The 19,519-nt window shown below is 59.0% G+C and carries 19 protein-coding genes and 1 tRNA gene; 13 read left to right on the forward strand and 7 right to left on the reverse strand.

All coding sequences use genetic code 11. The annotated features are described in order from the left end of the window. Positions 1-87 precede the first annotated feature (87 nt). Both JZY08_RS00460 and JZY08_RS00465 read left to right on the forward strand, forming a co-directional pair. Positions 88-969, forward strand: a complete 882-nt coding sequence (locus JZY08_RS00460; RefSeq protein WP_035241552.1) for an AraC family transcriptional regulator — start codon at positions 88-90, stop codon at positions 967-969. A 127-nt stretch (positions 970-1,096) separates the two neighbouring features. After that, the gene (locus JZY08_RS00465; protein ID WP_216330628.1) at positions 1,097-1,489 is read left to right on the forward strand and encodes a PRC-barrel domain-containing protein; all 393 of its coding nucleotides are present in this window, start codon (positions 1,097-1,099) and stop codon (positions 1,487-1,489) included. Positions 1,490-1,595: 106 nt separating this feature from the next. Here the strand turns inward: JZY08_RS00465 and JZY08_RS00470 are convergent, their stop codons facing one another. The 4 genes from JZY08_RS00470 to JZY08_RS00485 form a co-directional block, all read right to left on the reverse strand. Beyond that, positions 1,596-1,841, reverse strand: coding sequence for a DUF982 domain-containing protein (locus JZY08_RS00470; protein WP_082183658.1), 246 nt, complete (start codon positions 1,839-1,841; stop codon positions 1,596-1,598). Positions 1,842-2,181: 340 nt separating this feature from the next. Beyond that, entirely contained in the window at positions 2,182-2,340 is a 159-nt protein-coding gene (locus JZY08_RS00475; RefSeq protein ID WP_020811433.1) for a YqaE/Pmp3 family membrane protein, read from the reverse strand. 162 nt (positions 2,341-2,502) lie between these two features. Continuing rightward, positions 2,503-2,578: transfer RNA gene (locus tag JZY08_RS00480), tRNA-Thr, on the reverse strand. Positions 2,579-2,714: 136 nt separating this feature from the next. Further along, on the reverse strand, positions 2,715-3,677 hold the full coding sequence (locus JZY08_RS00485; RefSeq protein ID WP_216330629.1) for a nitronate monooxygenase family protein: 963 nt from the start codon (positions 3,675-3,677) through the stop codon (positions 2,715-2,717). A 256-nt stretch (positions 3,678-3,933) separates the two neighbouring features. On the opposite strand from JZY08_RS00485, the gene JZY08_RS00490 reads away from it, so the two are divergent. Then, entirely contained in the window at positions 3,934-5,079 is a 1,146-nt protein-coding gene (locus JZY08_RS00490; RefSeq protein WP_137037045.1) for a hypothetical protein, read from the forward strand. A 61-nt stretch (positions 5,080-5,140) separates the two neighbouring features. Here the strand turns inward: JZY08_RS00490 and ppk2 are convergent, their stop codons facing one another. Beyond that, positions 5,141-6,022 carry a polyphosphate kinase 2 gene (ppk2, locus tag JZY08_RS00495; RefSeq protein WP_137037046.1) on the reverse strand — a complete coding sequence of 294 codons (882 nt, stop codon included), beginning with the start codon at positions 6,020-6,022 and terminating at the stop codon, positions 5,141-5,143. Between the two features lie 231 nt (positions 6,023-6,253). Here ppk2 and phoR point away from each other — a divergent pair, with 231 nt between their 5' ends. From phoR to phoB, 7 genes are all read left to right on the forward strand, one after another. Continuing rightward, a complete protein-coding gene (gene phoR / locus JZY08_RS00500; protein ID WP_082183664.1) occupies positions 6,254-7,519 on the forward strand; it encodes a phosphate regulon sensor histidine kinase PhoR in 1,266 nt (421 codons plus the stop codon). Positions 7,520-7,713: 194 nt separating this feature from the next. Then, positions 7,714-8,748, forward strand: coding sequence for a substrate-binding domain-containing protein (locus JZY08_RS00505; RefSeq protein WP_216330630.1), 1,035 nt, complete (start codon positions 7,714-7,716; stop codon positions 8,746-8,748). 273 nt (positions 8,749-9,021) lie between these two features. Next, entirely contained in the window at positions 9,022-10,506 is a 1,485-nt protein-coding gene (gene pstC, locus JZY08_RS00510) for a phosphate ABC transporter permease subunit PstC (RefSeq protein ID WP_216330631.1), read from the forward strand. After that, complete coding sequence (pstA, locus tag JZY08_RS00515) at positions 10,503-11,825, forward strand: phosphate ABC transporter permease PstA (protein ID WP_003493684.1); 1,323 nt, start codon at positions 10,503-10,505, stop codon at positions 11,823-11,825. Before pstC ends, pstA begins: the two co-directional genes overlap by 4 nt. A 14-nt stretch (positions 11,826-11,839) precedes the next feature. Continuing rightward, positions 11,840-12,655, forward strand: a complete 816-nt coding sequence (gene pstB, locus JZY08_RS00520) for a phosphate ABC transporter ATP-binding protein PstB (protein WP_003493686.1) — start codon at positions 11,840-11,842, stop codon at positions 12,653-12,655. Positions 12,656-12,752: 97 nt separating this feature from the next. Beyond that, complete coding sequence (gene phoU, locus JZY08_RS00525; RefSeq protein WP_003493688.1) at positions 12,753-13,478, forward strand: phosphate signaling complex protein PhoU; 726 nt, start codon at positions 12,753-12,755, stop codon at positions 13,476-13,478. Positions 13,479-13,509: 31 nt separating this feature from the next. Next, positions 13,510-14,193 carry a phosphate regulon transcriptional regulator PhoB gene (gene phoB, locus JZY08_RS00530; protein WP_003493692.1) on the forward strand — a complete coding sequence of 228 codons (684 nt, stop codon included), beginning with the start codon at positions 13,510-13,512 and terminating at the stop codon, positions 14,191-14,193. A 300-nt stretch (positions 14,194-14,493) separates the two neighbouring features. Here phoB and JZY08_RS00535 read toward each other — a convergent pair whose 3' ends face one another. Further along, positions 14,494-15,027: a GcrA family cell cycle regulator gene (locus JZY08_RS00535; RefSeq protein ID WP_035241558.1), complete on the reverse strand. Its 534-nt coding sequence runs from the start codon at positions 15,025-15,027 to the stop codon at positions 14,494-14,496. 430 nt (positions 15,028-15,457) lie between these two features. Here JZY08_RS00535 and JZY08_RS00540 point away from each other — a divergent pair, with 430 nt between their 5' ends. The 3 genes from JZY08_RS00540 to JZY08_RS00550 all read left to right on the forward strand — a co-directional run bounded on the left by JZY08_RS00540 (position 15,458) and on the right by JZY08_RS00550 (position 18,862). Next, on the forward strand, positions 15,458-16,657 hold the full coding sequence (locus JZY08_RS00540; RefSeq protein WP_216330632.1) for an aspartate aminotransferase family protein: 1,200 nt from the start codon (positions 15,458-15,460) through the stop codon (positions 16,655-16,657). 54 nt (positions 16,658-16,711) lie between these two features. Beyond that, positions 16,712-17,629 carry an ornithine carbamoyltransferase gene (gene argF / locus JZY08_RS00545; RefSeq protein WP_035241990.1) on the forward strand — a complete coding sequence of 306 codons (918 nt, stop codon included), beginning with the start codon at positions 16,712-16,714 and terminating at the stop codon, positions 17,627-17,629. A gap of 243 nt (positions 17,630-17,872) precedes the next feature. Then, a complete protein-coding gene (locus JZY08_RS00550; RefSeq protein ID WP_216330633.1) occupies positions 17,873-18,862 on the forward strand; it encodes an Hsp33 family molecular chaperone in 990 nt (329 codons plus the stop codon). 51 nt (positions 18,863-18,913) lie between these two features. Here the strand turns inward: JZY08_RS00550 and apaG are convergent, their stop codons facing one another. Beyond that, a complete protein-coding gene (gene apaG / locus JZY08_RS00555; protein ID WP_003493702.1) occupies positions 18,914-19,306 on the reverse strand; it encodes a Co2+/Mg2+ efflux protein ApaG in 393 nt (130 codons plus the stop codon). Between the last annotated feature and the right edge of the window lie 213 nt (positions 19,307-19,519).

Below are 19,519 nucleotides of genomic sequence, written 5' to 3' on the forward strand. Positions count from 1 at the left end.
TGCGGGAAAAATAGTTTGCCACTATAAACATGAATAATATTATCATGTTTATAGTGGCGCCCTTGCGCCTTGCGGGATCAAGAGGCCATGGCTTTCCGCGTTCGGATGGAAAACGAGATCGAGGGCTTTGCCGTCATCGGCGGCCCGCGCTCAAGGGTGTGGAACGGCATCGTCGCCGATCTCTGGGACGTGCATTGCGCGCCGAGGGCGGGTGGCCGTTATGTCGGCAAGGACCCGCGTTTCGTTTTCCTGCTCGATATGGATGGGGCGGATGGTGGCCGGTTCATGATGAACCGCTGCCGCCGAGACAATTACGGCTCGTCCGAAGCGAACCGGATTTCCTTCGTACCCGCCGATCTGGATGTGCATGCGGAACTCAGCAATGTTTCCTTCGTGCGCCATCTCGATCTGCACTTTGATGCGGGGTTGCTGGGTGCGCGGCTGGTGCAGGGGTTCGATCCGCACGGGCTGCTTGATCCGCATCTGATGTTCGAGGATGAACGCCTGCTTGCGCTAGCGCGGCTGATCGCCGCCGAATGCGATAATCCAGACCCTTTGCATGATCTTTACGGCGAAAGCCTCGTGCTGGCGCTGTTGACGGATTTCCTCAAGGTGAAGCGCGAGCCCGTCAGGAAACGCAGCAAGCTTGCCTCCTGGCAATTGAGGGTGGCGACCGATTACATTCGCGAACATTGCCTGCGCTCGATAAGGCTGGAGGAACTCGCGGAACTCACCAACCTGTCGCAATCCCATTTCAGCCACGCCTTCAAGGCGTCGACAGGCGTGCCGCCGCACCAATGGCAGATGCAGGCTCGCATCGATCGCGTCAAGGATCTGATGATGCGAACGGATATGGCGCTCACCGACATCGCCATTGCAGCCGGCTTTTCGGACCAGGCGCATTTCTCGCGCGTCTTCCGCAAGATGGTCGGCGTTTCCCCTTCGGTCTGGCAAAAGATCAGGCAATAGTGCCCATTCGTTCCATGTTTATGCGAAAAAATTCCTGTTTCGGGGCTTAAAAAGCTTCGGAACGAATTGTCCCTGCGGTGGTTTACCAGACGTACCATTTACGAGGAAAACCAAGGAGGAAGATGTCATGTTGCATCAGGAACCCCGTGCCGGACAGGACCCCTATGTCAAGGACACGCCGAGCCTTATCGCCAGCGACAAGGTTGAAGGAACGCGCGTTTATGGCGCGGATAGCAAACACATCGGCTCGATCCAGCGCATCATTCTGGAGAAGCGTGGCGGCCGTGTCGCCTATGCGGTATTGAGCTTCGGCGGCTTTCTGGGCATCGGCGATGACTATTATCCGCTGCCGTGGGAAAAGCTTCATTACGACGACGAGCTGGACGGCTATCGCATCGATCTCACCAAGGAAGAGATCGAAAACGCGCCGCACTTCGCCAATCTTGATGACGACGACCTGCTGAACGCCAAGGACCGCAAGGTCTACGACTATTACGGCGTCGCGCCCTACTGGATGTAAGGCTTGGTAGCACCATAGAGCAGGCATTTCCGGTTTCCTTCAGTCCCGGAAATGCCGCATACAAAAACGGCTCCCGTGCAGGAGCCGTTTTTCGCGTGGCCGCACGTCAATGCGGATTTTTCTGCATCTCTGAAACCGCATCGGTAAAGCACTTGCGGGCTTCCTCGGGTGACTTTCGTCCATCAAGGGCGGCGCGACAGGCGCTTCTGGCTCTCACGAAACTCAATCCGCGTATTTTATTAGGCCAGCCTTCGGTCAATAATATCAGGGCCTCAAAGGGGCCGGCGACGACACTCTTGCCGTTCGCCTCGAGATTGACCTCGACAGGTTCTGTCCATCTCTCGTTCTTCATCGTGCACCTCCCAGAGCAACGCGATCCCGAAATACACTCGACAGCGGAGCAACCCATGAACGCAGTCGTGTGTTACTGCCGCTTAGGATAAGCGCAAGCGATCGAATTGACAACGGTGATCAGCGGAAGCCGAAAAACGACAGGATCGCCAGAACGATAACGACGAGGCCGACGATGTAGATGATCTGGTTCATGATTTTCTCCTTGGCTGGTGTCATCACCATAACGTGAGGGAGAAGACGAGGTTCCAGCTCCGAAAGAATTTAATCACGTACTAAAATATTGCGGACGTCCCTTTGTGCGCGGCCGTGACGCCGCGCACAGACAATTGCCATGACCGTTACCTGCGCAAGATCACCCAGATGGCGTGAATGATGCCCGGCACGTAGCCGCACAGCGTCAGGAGAATATTCAGCCAGAAATGCAGGCCAAGTCCAACCTGAAGGAACACGCCGACCGGGGGAAGAATGATGGCGATAAGAATACGAATGACATCCACGATAACAGGCTTTCCTTTTGACCATAACTTGCCGGTCAACGTGTGGCGGAGCGTTTGGTTTCAAATGCATCTGCGATCGAAGGCCGCCTGATAACGGCAGACAAGCCGACAGCGCCGGCTGAAATCCGCTTGAGGTATAAATTGTCATTTAGGGAGATAAAATGGTGCCGCTTACGTGACTCGAACACGTGACCCCGTCATTACGAATGACGTGCTCTACCAACTGAGCTAAAGCGGCCCGATTGTGACCCGTTTGTTACGGATCAGCTTCATGGCGGGCTGATACAGGCAATGCCGATGGATTTCAAGCCTTGAATGTGCAGGTTTTGAAAATTCCGCAAAAAGCTTTGCCTGTCCATTGTTTACCTGCGGCCTCAGGCTTTGCCGCATATGCGCTTTTTGGCGTCCTCATATTCATTGGCCAGACGATCGACGAGATTTGCCACCGGCTCGATGGACTTGACCGCGCCGATGCCCTGGCCTGCGCCCCAGATATCCTTCCAGGCCTTTGCACCGCCAGTGGCGGTTTCAAAATCCATTTTCGAAGGGTCGGCTTCGGGCAGGTTGTCCGGGTCCATGCCGGAGGCGACGATCGAGCTTTTCAGGTAGTTGCCGTGCACGCCCGTGAAATAATTCGAATAGACGATGTCCTTGGCTTGCGCTTCCACGATCGCCTGCTTGTAACCATCGGAGGCGCGGGCCTCCTGCGTCGCGATGAAAGGGGAACCGATATAAGCCATATCCGCGCCCATGGCCTGTGTGGCAAGGATGGAGCCGCCATTGGCGATGGCGCCGGCGAGCAGCAGGGGGCCATCGAACCATTCGCGGATTTCCTGAACGAGCGCGAAGGGCGAAAGCGTGCCTGCATGTCCGCCTGCACCCGTTGCCACCGCGATCAGCCCGTCCGCACCCTTGCGGATGGCGGAGCGGGCGTGGCGATCGTTGATGACGTCATGCAGCACGATACCGCCGTAGGAATGTACTGCCGCATTCACCTCCGGTACCGCACCGAGCGAGGAAATCACCACCGGCACCTTGTATTTGACGCAGAGGCCGAGATCGTGTTCCAGCCGCCGGTTGGACATATGCACGATCTGATTGACCGCGAAGGGAGCGGCCGGGCGATCGGGGTTGGCCTTGTTGTGGGCGGCCAGCTCCTCGGTGATCATTGCCAGCCATTCATCCAGCTGGCTTTCAGGCCGCGCATTCAGGGCCGGAAAAGCGCCGATAACGCCCGCCTTGCATTGGGCCAGCGTCAATTGCGGATGCGAAATAATGAATAGCGGTGACGCTATGACCGGAAGACGCAGATTGTCTTTCAGCACGGACGGTAGCATGTCTCCTCCCATGGATTTACGTTTACGCGCACGTAAGTCATTATCGCGTTCGGCGGCGGATTGAAAGCGAAAACAGCGCGGTGCCGGGCTCTCAAATCTGCGTTCGCAGCGCCACAATGGATTGATTTTCCCCAAAGCAATCCGGTCTTTATAACAAACGGTGCTTGCGGAGGCGCGGCATAGCCGTTACCGAATCGTGAATGTATGGCGCAACGCCGCATATTTTTTGCAAGGCGCACTAGAACAAGGATCGGTCGTGAGCGGACTGGAAACGGCAATCAGAAATGCTCTGGAAAAATCGGACAGATCGAACGCCGAAGTTCGTGCACGGATTTACCAATCATCCCGTCAGGCGCTGGAAGCGGGTCTGCGCAAGCAGGGCATAGACGATCCGCAGGTTGTCGCCCAGCAGCGCCAGCGGCTGGAAGGCCTGATCCACGTCATCGAGAATGAAGAGCGCAACCGTCTTCTGGACAGGGTGGAGCAGCAATTGCGGCCGCCTCTGCCGGAAAGTGCGGCCCATGATGAGCCTTCAGTCGATCCCGTTTCGCAACCTCAGCACCACGGCGAGATGGCTATCGAACCGGAATTGCGCGGCGAAACGCGCGACGTGCGGCCGGGCGCTCCCGTTGCTGCGGAGAGCCTGAATGCCGGTCGGCGCAGTGCAAAACCGACGAAGCGGGGCTCTAGCGCAGGCGATGCCTCGCTCGCCTTTCGTCCGGAAGGTGCCGTTGGCCGCCGCAAGCGCCGCGGCCTCTTTGCCCGGCTTTTCATATATGTGACGCTTCTGGCCTTTATCGGTTTCGGTGCCTGGTGGGTCTATTCCTCCGGCCTGCTGCTCTCGCCGGAGCAGCGCGATACCAGCGTGCCCAACCCGCCGGCCCAAGTGCAGGCAGAGGACTTCAATGGGGCTGAGCCCGCGCCGAGCCTGTCCGCCGGCCGTGGTTTTTCCGATGACTGGGTCGAGATATTCAATGCGGAGCGTGGCAGTTCCGGAATATCGGCAGGCCCGCGCGCGACTGTCGAAAATATCGCCACACCCGCCGGCAAGGCGATAAAGATGACGTCGAGAAGCGTCTCGCAAGATGGCGCGGTCAGCATCGAGGTTCCCGTGGAGGTGATGCGGGATATGGCGGGCAAGTCCTCAACCATATCGATCACGCTGCAATCATCCAGCGACCGGCAGACGCAGGTTTCCGTCGCCTGCGATTTCGCCACCCTCGGCGATTGCTCGCGCCACCGCTTCACGGCCACGGCCGAGCGTGCTGATATGCTGCTGAATGCCACCTTCGAGCGCTCGCTCGCCCCCAATGCGCCAGGCAAGGTCTTCATCAACAGCGACATCGACGGCGACAGCCGCCCGGTCAATCTTTACTCCGTGCGCATTTTGCCCGGCCAGTAAGAAGCCAGTCAGAAGAGAGACAAGCGCCGCCGCCTCGGGGCGCTTGTCACCGTGTCCGATCTTATTTGAGAAATCCGGGTCCTGATCCCAAAATCTTGCCATCGATCTCGCCGATCGCCTTCTTGTCCTTGCCGTCATAGTCGAGCGCATTGAGAATGTGGCGGATAAGGTTCACCCGCGCCCGGCGTTTGTCGTTGGCCCGCACCACCGTCCACGGGGCGGCGTCGGTGTGGGTCTTTTCCAGCATCTCGTCACGCTTGTCTGTATAGTCATCCCATTTCGTCAATGCGGCTATATCCATGTCGGAAAGCTTCCAGCATTTCAGCGGGCTGTGGCGACGATCGTGAAAACGCTCGATCTGCGTTTCGCGGCCGATATCGAGCCAGAACTTGAACAGGTGAACGTCCTCGTGGACCAGCATCTTTTCGAGGCGCGGTGTTTCCTTGAGGAAGCGCTTGTGCTCTTCCGGGGTGCAAAAACCCATGACCGGCTCCACCCCGGCGCGGTTGTACCAGGAACGGTCAAATAGAACGAATTCGCCGGCTGTCGGAAAATGCGAGATATAACGCTGGAAATACCATTGCCCACGCTCGGTTTCCGTTGGTTTGGTCAGCGCCACGACACGGGCATAACGGGGGTTGAGATAAGCGCGGGCCGCAAAGATCGCGCCGCCCTTGCCGGCCGCATCGCGCCCCTCGAAGACGGCCATCACCCGTTTGCCGGTTGCCTGCAGCCAGAACTGCACCTTGACCAGCTCCACCTGCAGCGCTTCGAGGGCGGCGTCGTATTCCTCGCGCTTCATCTTTTTGTCGTAAGGAAAATCACCGGCGGAAAGCTTGTTTTCCTCCACCCAGTCGGGAAGAACCGGATCGTCTATATCGAAGCTGCGCAGCTTGCCGCCAATGGTCAGCTCCACCGAGCGCTTCTTCGTTTCCGCGTCCATATTTTCCTCCGGCTGTTGTTGTGTAAAGGCAACTCGCCGCCAATGAGTTCATATCCACCGGCAGAATTCAAGTGAAAGAGGGTGGGTTGGCCTGGGTGCGACGGCGCAAGCGATTGCGGCACCTATTTTGCGCATATACGTTGTGGAAAATGCGCGGCGATGAATCTCTGTCATGAAGCTGGCCTATGAGGTTTCGGTGCGCTGTCAGGTGGAAGTGGAAAGTGGGCTGAAATGGCAGTCATGGAAGGCGATAGCGGATTAAGGCTTTTGGCAAAAAAGCTTCGCCGAAACTGGTTGCCCGTTCTGGTCGTCAGCATGCTTGCCGTCGTGGCCGTCTCGGAGCTTCACACACCCTATATGCCCGCTGTCCTGTGGCTCTGCGCCATCATCGCCATTCTGGCCGTTCGGGAAAGGTCGGCGGGTGCGAGGGACGAAAACGCGGCTGTAGAAACGGATGAGCCGGAAGTGCCCGGTGAAAACGTCATTTCCGGCGTCCGCGCGGGCCTTGCCGTCCTGGATACGCCGGTCTTCATCCTCGATAAGAATGCCAGCGTGCTGTATCAGAACGGCGCAGCGGAGCGCGCCTTCGGCCAGCTTCCGGCCGGCGCGCATATTTCCGCCCGGCTGCGTTCGCCGGGTCTGCTGGATGTCATTCGCGAAACCATCACCACCGGCCAGCCCAACCAGGTCGAGCATTCCGAGCGGTTTCCATCCGAGCGGGTCTTCATCGTCCGTATCGCCCGTGCCGATGCGGGGGAAGTTGCGGGACCGCCATTCTACATCCTGTCGTTCCGCGACGTTTCAGAGCTTCGCCGCATCGACCGTATGCGCAGCGACTTCGTCGCCAATGCCAGCCATGAATTGCGCACGCCGCTCGCCTCCCTTCGCGGTTTCATCGAGACAATGCAGGGGCCGGCGCGCAACGATCCGAAAGCGCAGGAACGGTTCCTCGCCATCATGCTGGATCAGGCAACCCGCATGAGCAGGCTGGTGGACGACCTCATGTCGCTTTCAAGGCTGGAATTGCGGGCGAATATCGCTCCGGACCAGAAGGTCGATCTCGTGCCCGTCATCGGCCATGTGCGCGATGCGCTGCTGCCGCTCGCCGACGAGCTCGATGTCGATATCATCCTGCATCTGCCCGACCGGCCGGCGGAAGTGCAGGGCGATCGTGACGAGCTGGTGCAGGTATTCCAGAACCTCGTTGAAAATGCTTGCAAATATGGGCAGGAAGGCAAGGTCGTGGATGTCTGGCTGCGCGCCGAACCCGGCAAGCCGGTGGAGGTGAGCGTCATCGACAAGGGCCCGGGCATTCCAGCCGAACATGTGCCGCGCCTGACGGAGCGGTTCTATCGCGTCAGCGTCGCCGACAGCCGGTCCAAAAAGGGAACGGGCCTGGGGCTTGCCATCGTCAAGCACATCCTCACCCGCCACCGCGCCCGCCTCATCATTAAATCGGAACTGGGCAACGGCACGGACTTTACCGTCAGATTTTAACATAAAAGGCATAAGGCCTTTAATTTCGAAAAATTCTATAAGCAAAATCAGTAATTTAGATTGTCACAAATCTTTCACCGAAGTGACATAAAAGGATGTGGCTACGGTGGTTAAGAAAAGGTCGCCGAGCGCATGCTAAGAGCGATTGCCGCAATCGGCTGCGTCCACAAACAAGCCCACGACGGGAGAGACAAATGAACATCGTAAAATTTTCCGCAGCAGCTCTGGTGGCTTCTGTCGCCTTCGCTGGCGCCGCCGCTGCTCGCGACCAGATTCAGGTTGCCGGTTCTTCCACTGTTCTGCCCTATGCCAAGATCGTTGCCGAGACCTTTGCTGAAACCTTCCCGAACTTTAAGGCTCCGGTTGTTGAGTCCGGCGGCACGGGCGGCGGTCTGAAGGCGTTCTGCTCCGGCGTTGGTGAAGGCACCATCGACATCGCCAACGCTTCGCGCAAGATCAAGGCCGACGAACTGGCCGCCTGTAAGGCTGCTGGCGTTGCCGACGTTCAGGAAGTGAAGATCGGTTACGACGGTATCGTCTTCGCAATGGACGCATCCAACAAGGACATCAAGCTTGAGCCGAAGGATCTCTACCTCGCTCTCGCCGCTGAAGTCGTCAAGGACGGCAAGCTCGTTGCCAACCCCTACAAGAAGTGGTCGGAAGTCAACAAGGAACTTCCTGATGTAGCAATCGCTGCTTACATCCCGGGTTCCAAGCACGGCACGCGCGAAGTCTTCGAAGAGAAGATCATGGCTGACGGCTGCAAGGAAGCAGGCGCCACCGACGCCATCAAGACGCTGGTTCCCGATGCCAAGCAGGCTGCTGCAAAGTGCATCGCAGTCCGTAAGGACGGCGCCGCAGTCGACATCGACGGCGACTACACCGAGACGCTTGCCCGTATCGATGCCAACAAGACCGGCCTCGGCGTTTTCGGCCTCGCATTCTATGAAAACAATGCTGACCGTCTGAAGGTTGCGACTGTTTCGGGCGTTGTTCCGTCCACCGAAACCGTTGCCAGCGGCAAGTACCCGGTTTCTCGCCCGCTGTTCTTCTACGTGAAGAAGGCTCACCTGGGCGTTATCCCGGGCCTCAAGGAATATGTCGAGTTCTTCGTTTCTGACGAAATGATCGGCCCGGATTCCCCGCTCGCCAACTACGGCCTCGTTGCCGCTCCGGACAAAGAACGCGAAGAAATCCGCGCCAAGTTCGCTGCCGGCGCTTCGATGTAATACAGAAAGAGGGGTGCGGCCTGCCGCGCCCCTCATTCCACTCCGCTGCCTTTCCGCCTCGGCGACGGTCTCCGGTTGACAGTTCCAATTCATCGTCGTCCACATAATTGTTGATCGATTACAGATGGATAGGATGTATCAACCTTGACGCTTGCCGGACTTTGATACAGTCAGGCGGCAAGCATTTCTGGATGGTCCAGCAGTCTCGTTTTGATGACTTTTTGATTTGCCCGATATCGCATCGTGCTCTTGGGGCACGCCGAGGGAACTCTAATGAACACATCGATCCTTTTGCTGATACTGGCGCTGATCGGCATCGGCAGCTATCTGCTCGGCAGCCGCCGTGCCGTTGCCCTGTCTGGCGGGCGCCCCGCCACCATGCATTCCCGTGCCGGTTATCACGGTTCCTACGCGGTGGTCTGGGCGGTGCTGCCCGCGGCGCTCATTCTCTGCGCCTGGCTTGTCATCAGCCCGCTGATCATTACGTCTTCCGTGCGCGCTGAATTTCCTGAAGATGTGCGCGCTCAATCCGAAGCGCAGCAGAGCCTGACATATGGTATGGTAACGTCGATCGCCCGAGGTCTGCAGCGGCTGACGGCGGAGGAAACGGCGCAGGTTGATGCGGATGCCGCCACAGTGCGGCCGCTTCTGGCGTCGAAGGGCGTTGCCATCGCCGGCGATCCCGAGCGCTACATGGTCGATGCCGCCCAGACGCTGAACGCGATGACGTCCACCAGCCGTATTGCGATGATCGCAATCGTGCTGCTGGCCGCTTTCGGCGGTGCAGCTTATGCGCTGCGTTCGATCGCTCCGCGCTTCCGGGCGCGCAACAGGGTCGAGAAGGTCATTCTCGCGGCCCTGCTCGTTGCCTCCTCCATTGCCATTCTGACGACCATCGGCATCGTCCTGTCGATGCTGACGGAAGCCATCCAGTTCTTCACCATGGTTCCGGCACACCAGTTCTTCTTCGGAACGGTATGGGATCCGCGTTTCGCGGCGGCGGGTGCAACGGACTCGTCCGGCCAGTTCGGCCTGATCCCGCTGCTCGCCGGCACGCTTTACATCGGTTTCGTCGCCATGCTGGTGGCGGTCCCGGTCGGCCTGTTTTCGGCGATCTACATGTCGGAATACGCCTCGCCACGCCTTCGCTCCGTGGCAAAGCCGCTGCTCGAGGTGCTCGCCGGCATTCCCACCATCGTCTACGGCTTCTTCGCGCTGACGACGGTTGGTCCGTTCCTCAGAGACATTTCCACGCAGATCAACGGTCTGGCGACGGGTAATTACGCCAACTTCATCCAGGCGCAGAGCGTCATCACCGCCGGCTTCGTCATGGGCATCATGCTGATCCCCTATGTCTCGTCGCTGTCGGATGACATCATCACCGCCGTGCCGCGCTCTCTGCGTGACGGTTCGCTCGGTCTCGGCGCCACGCGGTCTGAAACCATCAAGAAGGTCATCGTTCCCGCCGCTCTTCCCGGCATCGTCGGCGCCGTGCTGATGACGGCATCGCGTGCGATCGGCGAAACCATGATCGTGGTTCTCGCGGCCGGCGTTGCCGCCCGCCTGCAACTCAACCCCTTCGAACCGATGACCACCGTAACGGTCAAGATCGTCAGTCAGCTGACCGGCGACCTTGAATTCACCTCGCCGCAAACGCTGGTTGCCTTCGCGCTGGGCATCACGCTTTTTGCCATCACGCTTTGCCTGAATATCTACGCGCTTTACATCGTGCGCAAATACCGGGAGCAATATGAATGACCGACATCGTTTCTCCCGCAGCCGGCGCTGCCGGCACCAACAAGGCCGCACGTCGTGATATCGGCATCAAGCGCCGCTACGCCGCCGAACGCCGTTTCCGTGCCTATGGCATGGCAGCGATTTCCTTTGGCCTCCTGTTCCTCTTCCTGCTGCTCTGGTCGGTCGTCTCCAAGGGTTACACCGCCTTCCAGCAGACGATGATCACCGTTCCGGTCGAGTTTTCCGAACTGATCATCGATCCGAAGAATGAGCGGGCCGCAAATCCTGCCAAGCTGATGACGGCCAATTATCCCGTCCTCGCTCGCGATGCCGTCGCCAAGGTTCTTGGCGTTGCGCCGACGGACCGTGCCGGTCTTCGCGCCGTCAACACCATGATCTCGGACAGCGTTCGCACACAGCTGCGCGATATCGTCGTTGCCGATCCGGCCATTATCGGCACCACGCGCACCGTCACGCTTCTGGCGTCTGGTGATGTCGACAGTGCCTTCAAGGGCCAGGTGGACATGACGGTGGATGAAGCCAACCGCCGTATCTCGAACCAGCAGCTCGGCTGGATGAACCAGCTCGCCGAAAGCGGCCAGCTCGGCAAGCATTTCAATACCGGCATCTTCGTCAACGGCAATTCGAGCCGTCCGGAAGCGGCGGGTGTCGGCGTGGCGCTGATCGGCTCCTTTTACATGATGCTGATCGTGCTTGTGCTGTCGCTGCCGATCGGCGTCGCAGCCTCCATCTATCTTGAAGAATTTGCCCCTAAGAACCGCCTGACGGATCTCATCGAGGTGAACATCAACAATCTGGCGGCAGTTCCTTCGATCGTCTACGGTCTGCTCGGCCTTTCCGTTTTCATCAACTTCATGGGCTTTCCGCGCTCCGCCTCTCTGGTTGGCGGCCTTGTCCTGACGCTGATGACGCTGCCGACGATCATCATCGCGACCCGTGCCGCATTGAAGGCCGTGCCGCCGTCGATCCGCGCTGCCGCACTCGGTCTGGGCGCATCCAAGATGCAGACGATCTTCCACCACGTCCTGCCGCTCGCCATGCCCGGCATTCTGACCGGCACCATCATCGGCCTCGCCCACGCATTGGGCGAAACGGCGCCGCTGCTTCTGATCGGCATGGTGGCATTCGTTGCGAATTATCCGACAACGCCAATGGATCCGTCCACGGCTCTGCCGGTGCAGATTTACATGTGGGCGAACGAAGCCGAACGCGCCTTTGTCGAGAGGACATCTGGCGCTATCATCATCCTGCTTCTGTTCCTCATCGTCATGAATGTTGGCGCAATCCTGTTGCGTCGCCGCTTTGAGCGGCGCTGGTAGAGGGAGCTAGAGCAATGAACATGTTGTCGGAAGCAGCAGTTGAAAAGGCGCTGGACAAGAAAATGAATGAAGTCTCATACAAGATGATCGGCAAGGACGTTTCGGTTTATTACGGCGAAAAGCGCGCGCTTTACGACGTGAACCTCAACGTCCGTGAAAACACGGTGACTGCGCTTATCGGCCCGTCCGGTTGCGGTAAATCCACTTTCCTGCGCACCTTGAACCGCATGAACGACACGATCGACGGTTGCCGGGTCACCGGCAAGATCACGCTCGACACGGACGATATCTACGATCAGGCGATCGACGTCGTCGAATTGCGCGCCCGCGTCGGCATGGTGTTCCAGAAGCCGAACCCGTTTCCCAAGACCATCTATGAAAACATCGCCTACGGCCCGCGCATCCATGGTCTCGCCCGCAACAAGGCGGATATGGACCAGATCGTCGAGCAGAGCCTGCAGAAGGCGGGTCTCTGGAACGAGGTGAAGGATCGCCTGCTGGAGTCCGGCACGGGTCTCTCCGGTGGTCAGCAGCAGCGTCTGTGCATCGCGCGCGCGGTTGCCGTCAGCCCGGAAGTCATCCTGATGGACGAACCCTGCTCGGCGCTCGATCCGATCGCGACCGCAAAGGTCGAGGAACTGATCCACGAACTGCGCACCAACTACACGATCGTCATCGTCACGCACTCCATGCAGCAGGCGGCGCGTGTTTCGCAGCGTACGGCCATGTTCCATCTTGGTCATCTTGTCGAAGAAAATGAAACGGACAAGATGTTCACCAATCCGGACGACCAGCGCACGCAGGATTACATCATGGGCCGCTTCGGCTGATCCCCGGCCGGCGCTTTCTCGAAACCGAACAAGACTGGTGCCTCTGCCGTGCCCGCTTCCGGGTACGCGCATGCAGGCCAAGCCGGAGGACTAGACCGTGACACAGACAACGACCCATTCGCATATCCTGTCCGCCTATGACGACGAATTGAAGTTTCTGACGCGCCGCATCGCCGAAATGGGCGGTCTTGCCGAGCAGATGTGCGGCGACGCCGTGCGTGCCCTCGTCAATTCCGATGCGGCACTCGCGCAGAAGGTCATTTCCGACGATACAATTCTCGACCATGCCGAACGCGAAATCGGCGACAAGGCCATCGTCACCATCGCCAGACGCCAACCTGTGGCGGCCGACCTTCGCGAGATCATCGGCACCCTGCGCATCGCCGCCGATCTGGAACGCGTCGGCGATCTCGGCAAGAACACCGCAAAGCGCGTCATCGCGGTTGCCGGAACCGGCGTGCCGCGCAAGCTCGCCCGCGGCATCGAACATCTGTCGGAGCTGGCGCTGGTGCAGCTCAAGGAAGTCCTCGACGTCTATTCCACCCGTTCCGCCGAGAAGGCCAATGCCATTCGCGAGCGCGACGAGGAAATCGACGCGATGTACACGTCGCTCTTCCGGGAGCTTCTGACCTACATGATGGAAGATCCGCGCAACATCACCACCTGCACGCATCTTCTGTTCTGCGCCAAGAACATCGAGCGCATCGGCGACCACGCCACGAATATTGCCGAGACGATCTATTACATGACCACCGGCAGCCAGCCGGAGGGCGAGCGTCCGAAGGACGACAGTTCCAACACCCTCGGTTCGGTGACCGAGTAACAGACAAGCAGAAGCTTGCGGAGTTCAATATATGGTGCCCAAGATTGCAGTTGTGGAAGACGAGGAAGCGTTGAGCGTCCTGCTTCGTTACAATCTCGAGGCTGAGGGATACGACGTCGACACGATACCCCGTGGCGACGAGGCGGAAATCAGGCTGCAGGAGCGTATTCCGGATCTTCTCATCCTGGATTGGATGCTGCCCGGTGTGTCCGGTATCGAACTCTGCAGGCGATTGAGAATGCGGCCGGAAACCGAACGCCTGCCCATCATCATGCTGACGGCGCGCGGAGAGGAAAGTGAGCGGGTTCGCGGTCTTGCCACCGGTGCCGATGATTATGTCGTCAAGCCGTTTTCGACGCCGGAACTCATGGCCCGCGTCAAGGCCATGCTGCGCCGGGCCCGGCCCGAGGTTCTGTCATCGGTGCTGAAATGCGGCGATATCGAACTCGATCGCGAAACCCATCGCGTTCACCGCAAAAGCCGCGAAGTTCGCCTCGGCCCGACGGAATTCCGCCTGCTGGAGTTCCTGATGACATCGCCGGGCCGGGTGTTTTCCCGCTCGCAATTGCTGGATGGCGTCTGGGGTCACGATATCTATGTCGATGAGCGCACTGTCGATGTGCATGTCGGCCGTCTGCGCAAGGCTCTGAATTTTTCGCACATGCAGGATGTTATCCGCACCGTGCGTGGTGCCGGATATTCGATGGAAGCCTGAGCGAAGCGGAGCCGATAGTTTCGCTGGCAACATGGTGCCGCAAAAAAGCAGGCCCGAAATCGGAAACGGTTTCGGGCTTTTTCTATATCAACATCCACAAAACTCGATGCCATTCTCCGTCTTGACGGAGGATCGGCAGCCAGTTGAAACCAAAATCGAAGGGTGACGCCCAATCACGAGGGAGTGGCAAGGGTTCGGCGCGCTGTCATCAAGCTGACCGCGGAGCCGGCCTGTTTTTCGTCATAAAAAAACGGGCCCGAAGGCCCGTAATTTTGAGTGTTGAAATGCGTGCCGCAACACTCAAGCCTTACGGCGCTCGCTCACCGGCTGGTAGGCGAGTTTCGCATGGAACTTGCAATAGGGCGAAGATTCCAGCGCTTCACAACCGCAGAAATGGAAGTCGTCCTTCAGCGGATCGCCAACCGGCCACTTGCAGGTGCGCTCGGTCAGTTCCGTCAGCGTCAGGCGACGGGAAATCGGCGTGACAACGTTTTTGGAAGGAACGTAATCGAGAACCTGTGCGGTCTCGATGTCGATCTCCTCGTGCAGCGCCGTTGCCGCGTTCGAACGGGTGAGAACCCGCGCCGGGGCTGCGTTGACGCGGCCTGCGAAAGTCGTCGTGCGCGGAGCAGGTGCAGCGGTGCGCTTGGGCGCGGAACGTGCCGAAGTGACCGGACCGCCAGCCTTGACGCGCCCCGGCAGGTTGAGACGATGGACCTTGCCGATTACGGCATTGCGGCTGACACCGCCCAGCTGCGCTGCTATCTGGCTGGCGCTAAGCCCTTCGGACCACAATTTCTTGAGTTTTTCGACTCGCTCGTCTGTCCAGTTCATGCCGCTTCTCCGCTTGTCGCGTGTATTTTCGGCAGAATCCCTCTCCGTCTCGCGGGCGTGCCGCAAGCGTGGTTTCCGCCGGATTTTTGGTGACTAGTTCCGCCGCAATGCAGTCTAGTAATTAGCGATTAACCTAGTGCCACGCAGACTCCGTGGCAAGAGTCGGGGGAATCATCTGGAATCGATTTTCCGGTTTTCCCCAACTTGCTGGCGAGTTGAGTCTGAAAGGCAACACCTTGGGGCTCGCCGGCCGCCACCTACTAGGGCTTGAGAAGCCCGGGAAACGCGGACTTTTGTTGACATCGGCAAACGAAGTGACAATAGTGCCCCTGCCGCCGCGAGGCGGCATTTTTGATTTTCAGGCGAGGGATAACCCTTGAAGCCTATTGACAACCGTTGACAGCGCATCTGCGCAAGGAGTGATACAGCCATGGCCGAAGCCGCCGCGCCATTGTTTGATACGTTTTCCAGAGCCCCCCTGCGCTTTGAGCGCGGTGAGGGCGTCTGGCTGTTCACGGAAAGCGGCGAACGATATCTCGATTTTGCGGCCGGTGTCGCCGTCAACTCACTGGGCCATGCCCATCCGCACCTTGTGGATGCGATCAAGACGCAGGCCGAGAAGGTCTGGCACGTCTCGAACCTCTATGAAGTGCCGGGACAGGAAAAACTCGCCAGGCGCCTGACGGAAGCGACTTTCGCAGACAAGGTGTTCTTCACCAATTCCGGCGCGGAAGCACTGGAATGTGCAATAAAGACCGCGCGCCGTTATCACTATTCGAAAGGCCATCCGGAAAAGTTCCGTATCGTCACGTTCGAAGGCGCGTTCCATGGCCGCACGCTTGCGACGATCGCCGCCGGCGGCCAGCAGAAATATCTCGAAGGTTTCGGTCCCAAGGTCGAAGGTTTCGATCAGGTGCCGTTCGGCGATGTCGATGCCCTGAAGGCAGCCATCACGGCCGAGACGGCCGCACTTCTGATCGAGCCCATCCAGGGCGAGGGCGGTATCCGCGCGCCCAGCAAGGAATTCCTGCAACTCCTGCGTGGTCTGTGCGACGAGCACGGCCTGCTCCTGATTTTCGATGAGGTCCAGACGGGCGTCGGCCGCACGGGCAAACTCTTTGCCTATGAGCAGACCGGTGTTGCGCCCGATATCATGGCAGTCGCCAAGGGTATTGGCGGCGGTTTCCCGCTCGGCGCATGCCTTGCAACAGCGGATGCTGCTTCCGGCATGACGGCGGGCGTACACGGCACCACCTATGGCGGCAATCCGCTGGCCATGGCGGTCGGCAATGCCGTGCTGGATGTCGTTCTAGCCGACGGTTTTCTCGAAAAGGTCCGTGATGTCGCGTTGGTTTTCCGCCAGGGCCTCGCCTCGCTCAAGGATCGTTATCCTGACGTGATCGAGGAAATCCGCGGCGAAGGCCTGCTTCTGGGCATCAAGGCGAAGGTTCCTTCGGGCGATCTGCTGCAGGCCATGCGCGCCGAACATCTGCTTGGCGTGCCTGCGGGCGACAATGTCATCCGCCTTCTGCCGCCGCTCGTCACCACGGCGGAAGAGGCCCGCGAGGGTCTTGCGCGTGTCGACGCGGCCGCCGCCTCCCTGACAGCGAAACAGGCGAAAATCGCCTGAGTAAATCAAGGGCGGGCCTCTGTTCAGGGGCTCGCAAGCATGGGACAGATCAGCATGGTTTCACCAAAACATTTTCTGGACCTCTCGGCCGTCGGGTCGGAGGACTTGCGGACAATTCTTGATGATGCGCGCACGCGCAAGATTGCCACCAAAACCGGCACGGCGGCAAAGCCGCTTGCCGGCAAGATGCTGGCGATGATCTTTGAAAAGCCGTCCACCCGCACCCGCGTCTCCTTCGATGTCGGCATGCGCCAGCTCGGCGGCGAGACCCTTTTCCTGTCGGGCACGGAAATGCAGCTGGGCCGCGCCGAAACGATTGGCGATACGGCCAAGGTGCTGTCGCGTTATGTCGACGCCATCATGATCCGCACGACAGATCATTCGCGCCTGCTCGAGCTTGCTGAACACGCCACTGTGCCGGTCATCAACGGTCTAACGGACGACACCCATCCCTGCCAGATCATGGCGGATATATTGACGTTCGAGGAACATCGCGGCCCGGTCAAGGGCAAGACCATTGCCTGGACGGGCGACGGCAACAATGTGCTGCATTCCTTCGTGGAAGGCTCCGCCCGTTTTGGCTATCGCATGGCGATGGCGGTGCCGATGGGGTCCGAACCGCATGACAAGTTCTTGAACTGGGCGCGCAACAATGGCGGCGAGATCGCGCTGTACCACGATGCCGATAAGGCAGTGGCGGGAGCGGATTGCGTCGTTACCGATACCTGGGTGTCGATGAACCAGGAGCACAAGGCGCGCGGCCACAATATTTTCCAGCCCTATCAGGTCAATGAAGCCCTGATGGCGAAGGCTGATAAAGACGCGCTGTTCATGCATTGCCTGCCGGCACATCGTGGCGAGGAAGTGACTGATGGCGTGATCGACGGGCCGCAGTCGGTCGTCTTCGATGAGGCGGAAAACCGCCTGCATGCGCAGAAGTCCATCATTGCCTGGTGCATGGGCGTCATCTGACGGCTCTTGCCCTTCCTGCCAAACGGTGAGGAAGGGTGCTTGAACTTGGCTCGGCACATTACCATCTGTGGGACTTCGAAAAGGCTCGTCGGTTTTGCTGGCGGGCCACAATCACGATTTGCACGATTTTTCCCGGAGGCGGTTTCGCTTCCCGAATCTCTGTGCGACAAGCGGAAAAAGCACATTCAGAAAGCCGGACTTTTGGACGGTAGCGGCGCAACGGCTGCGCCAAGGAGTTATGATATGGCAGATGTAACAGTTGAACTGGACGATCTCGATTTGGCTGGCGACGACAAGGTCGTGCCCTTTCAGGTCGAAGGTCTGGATGTGCGCGGCCGCGCCGTGCAGGTTGGGCCGCTGTTGAATGCCATTCTCGAAAGGCACGACTATCCTGCGGTGGTCGCCCGCCTTCTCGCGGAAGCCACCGTTCTGACGGCGCTGATCGGCACCTCGCTTAAATTTTCCGGCAAGCTCACCGTTCAGACCAAGGGTGACGGCCCGGTTGACCTTCTGGTGGCGGATTTCACCGCCCCTGAAAGCATGCGTGCCTATGCCCGTTTCGATGAGGAGCGGCTGGCGGAGGCGATTGCGGCGGGAGCGACCTCTCCGGAACAGTTGCTGGGCACCGGCATTCTGGCCTTCACCATCGATCAGGGCGCGGGAATGCAGCCCTATCAGGGCATCGTGCCGCTGGACGGCTCGTCGCTGGAAGAAATCGCCGGGGTTTATTTCCGCCAGTCGGAACAGCTTCCCACCCGCGTGCGCCTTGGCGTTGCCGAATTCTTCGACCGTGACGGCGATGGAAAGCCACGCCACGGCTGGCGTGCCGGCGGCGTGATTGCGCAATTTCTGCCGCAGGCGCCTGAGCGTCTTCGCATGCGTGATCTTCACGGAGGCGACGGCGATGAGGGCAATTACGACGTGGCTGAGGATGATGCCTGGACCGAGGCGGTCACGCTGCTGAACACGGTGGATACCGACGAGCTGACCGATCCGCAGGTGCCGGTGGAGCGTCTGCTCTACAGGCTTTTCCACGAAAGTGGCGTGCGCATCTACGATCCGCAGGCGATTTTTGACCGCTGCAGCTGCTCGCGCGAAAAGATCAAGGGCGTGCTCTCCGGCTTCACCGCCGAAGAGATCAAGGCAAGCGAAGAAGACGGCGCAATTGCCGTGACCTGCGAGTTCTGCTCCACGACCTATCGCTATGATGTCAGCGAGTTTGAAAACGCCTGAGGCACTTTGACTGGCGAGGCCGCGCTATTAAATGGTGCGGCCCCGTTTGCGTCAGTTCAAGACCCGCATCAGGCCGGGTGAATCCAGTGAGAAGGCGGGTATGGTGACATTGAACACCTCGCCTTTGTCCGTTTCCATTTCATAATGGCCAAACATCAGGCCGGACGGCGTATCCAGCGGACATCCTGACGAATATTCGTAGCTGTCGCCGGGGTTCAGATGCGGCTGCTCGCCGACGACGCCGGGGCCGTAGACTTCATCCACCTGTCCGTTCTGATCGGTGATGTGCCAGTAGCGGTTGACGAGTGTTACCGGAATATCTGAGTTGTTCGAGATCACGACTTTATAGCCCCAGACGTAACGGTCGTCATCCGGGTCGGATTGTTCCTCGAGATAATACGGATCGACCGTAACCTCGATATCCCTTGTCAGAGCACGATACATACGCGCCACACCTCGATATTATGCCTGCCGCCGATATCCTACACTATAGGTTCTGGCTATCGTCAAGAAAATGAACGACTTGACGGGCAGGCGGCATCTTCTGTTGCGCTGTTTTCTACCGTTAGGGATAACGGTAAAGGTAAATATTGGTTGCCTGATACCGGGCTTCACCCTTGCGGCGGGAGCCTTTCGGACGCCATGGCCGGACATTGA

Origin of the sequence: Rhizobium sp. X9 (assembly GCF_018873185.1) — a bacterium.
GTDB classification, from domain to species: domain Bacteria; phylum Pseudomonadota; class Alphaproteobacteria; order Rhizobiales; family Rhizobiaceae; genus Agrobacterium; species Agrobacterium oryzihabitans.

What these genes read in the sequence shown, in the direction of transcription:
- ppk2 (WP_137037046.1), bottom strand. Translation starts at nt 6,022, where the DNA reads ATGGACGCGGAAACGAAGAAGCGCTCGGTGGAGCTGACCATTGGCGGC.
- phoB (WP_003493692.1), top strand. Translation starts at nt 13,510, where the DNA reads ATGGTGCCCAAGATTGCAGTTGTGGAAGACGAGGAAGCGTTGAGCGTC.
- pstA (WP_003493684.1), top strand. Translation starts at nt 10,503, where the DNA reads ATGACCGACATCGTTTCTCCCGCAGCCGGCGCTGCCGGCACCAACAAG.
- JZY08_RS00470 (WP_082183658.1), bottom strand. Translation starts at nt 1,841, where the DNA reads ATGAAGAACGAGAGATGGACAGAACCTGTCGAGGTCAATCTCGAGGCG.
- argF (WP_035241990.1), top strand. Translation starts at nt 16,712, where the DNA reads ATGGTTTCACCAAAACATTTTCTGGACCTCTCGGCCGTCGGGTCGGAG.
- JZY08_RS00505 (WP_216330630.1), top strand. Translation starts at nt 7,714, where the DNA reads ATGAACATCGTAAAATTTTCCGCAGCAGCTCTGGTGGCTTCTGTCGCC.
- JZY08_RS00535 (WP_035241558.1), bottom strand. Translation starts at nt 15,027, where the DNA reads ATGAACTGGACAGACGAGCGAGTCGAAAAACTCAAGAAATTGTGGTCC.
- JZY08_RS00550 (WP_216330633.1), top strand. Translation starts at nt 17,873, where the DNA reads ATGGCAGATGTAACAGTTGAACTGGACGATCTCGATTTGGCTGGCGAC.
- pstB (WP_003493686.1), top strand. Translation starts at nt 11,840, where the DNA reads ATGAACATGTTGTCGGAAGCAGCAGTTGAAAAGGCGCTGGACAAGAAA.
- JZY08_RS00460 (WP_035241552.1), top strand. Translation starts at nt 88, where the DNA reads ATGGCTTTCCGCGTTCGGATGGAAAACGAGATCGAGGGCTTTGCCGTC.
- JZY08_RS00465 (WP_216330628.1), top strand. Translation starts at nt 1,097, where the DNA reads ATGTTGCATCAGGAACCCCGTGCCGGACAGGACCCCTATGTCAAGGAC.
- JZY08_RS00485 (WP_216330629.1), bottom strand. Translation starts at nt 3,677, where the DNA reads ATGCTACCGTCCGTGCTGAAAGACAATCTGCGTCTTCCGGTCATAGCG.
- JZY08_RS00540 (WP_216330632.1), top strand. Translation starts at nt 15,458, where the DNA reads ATGGCCGAAGCCGCCGCGCCATTGTTTGATACGTTTTCCAGAGCCCCC.
- phoR (WP_082183664.1), top strand. Translation starts at nt 6,254, where the DNA reads ATGGCAGTCATGGAAGGCGATAGCGGATTAAGGCTTTTGGCAAAAAAG.
- apaG (WP_003493702.1), bottom strand. Translation starts at nt 19,306, where the DNA reads ATGTATCGTGCTCTGACAAGGGATATCGAGGTTACGGTCGATCCGTAT.
- pstC (WP_216330631.1), top strand. Translation starts at nt 9,022, where the DNA reads ATGAACACATCGATCCTTTTGCTGATACTGGCGCTGATCGGCATCGGC.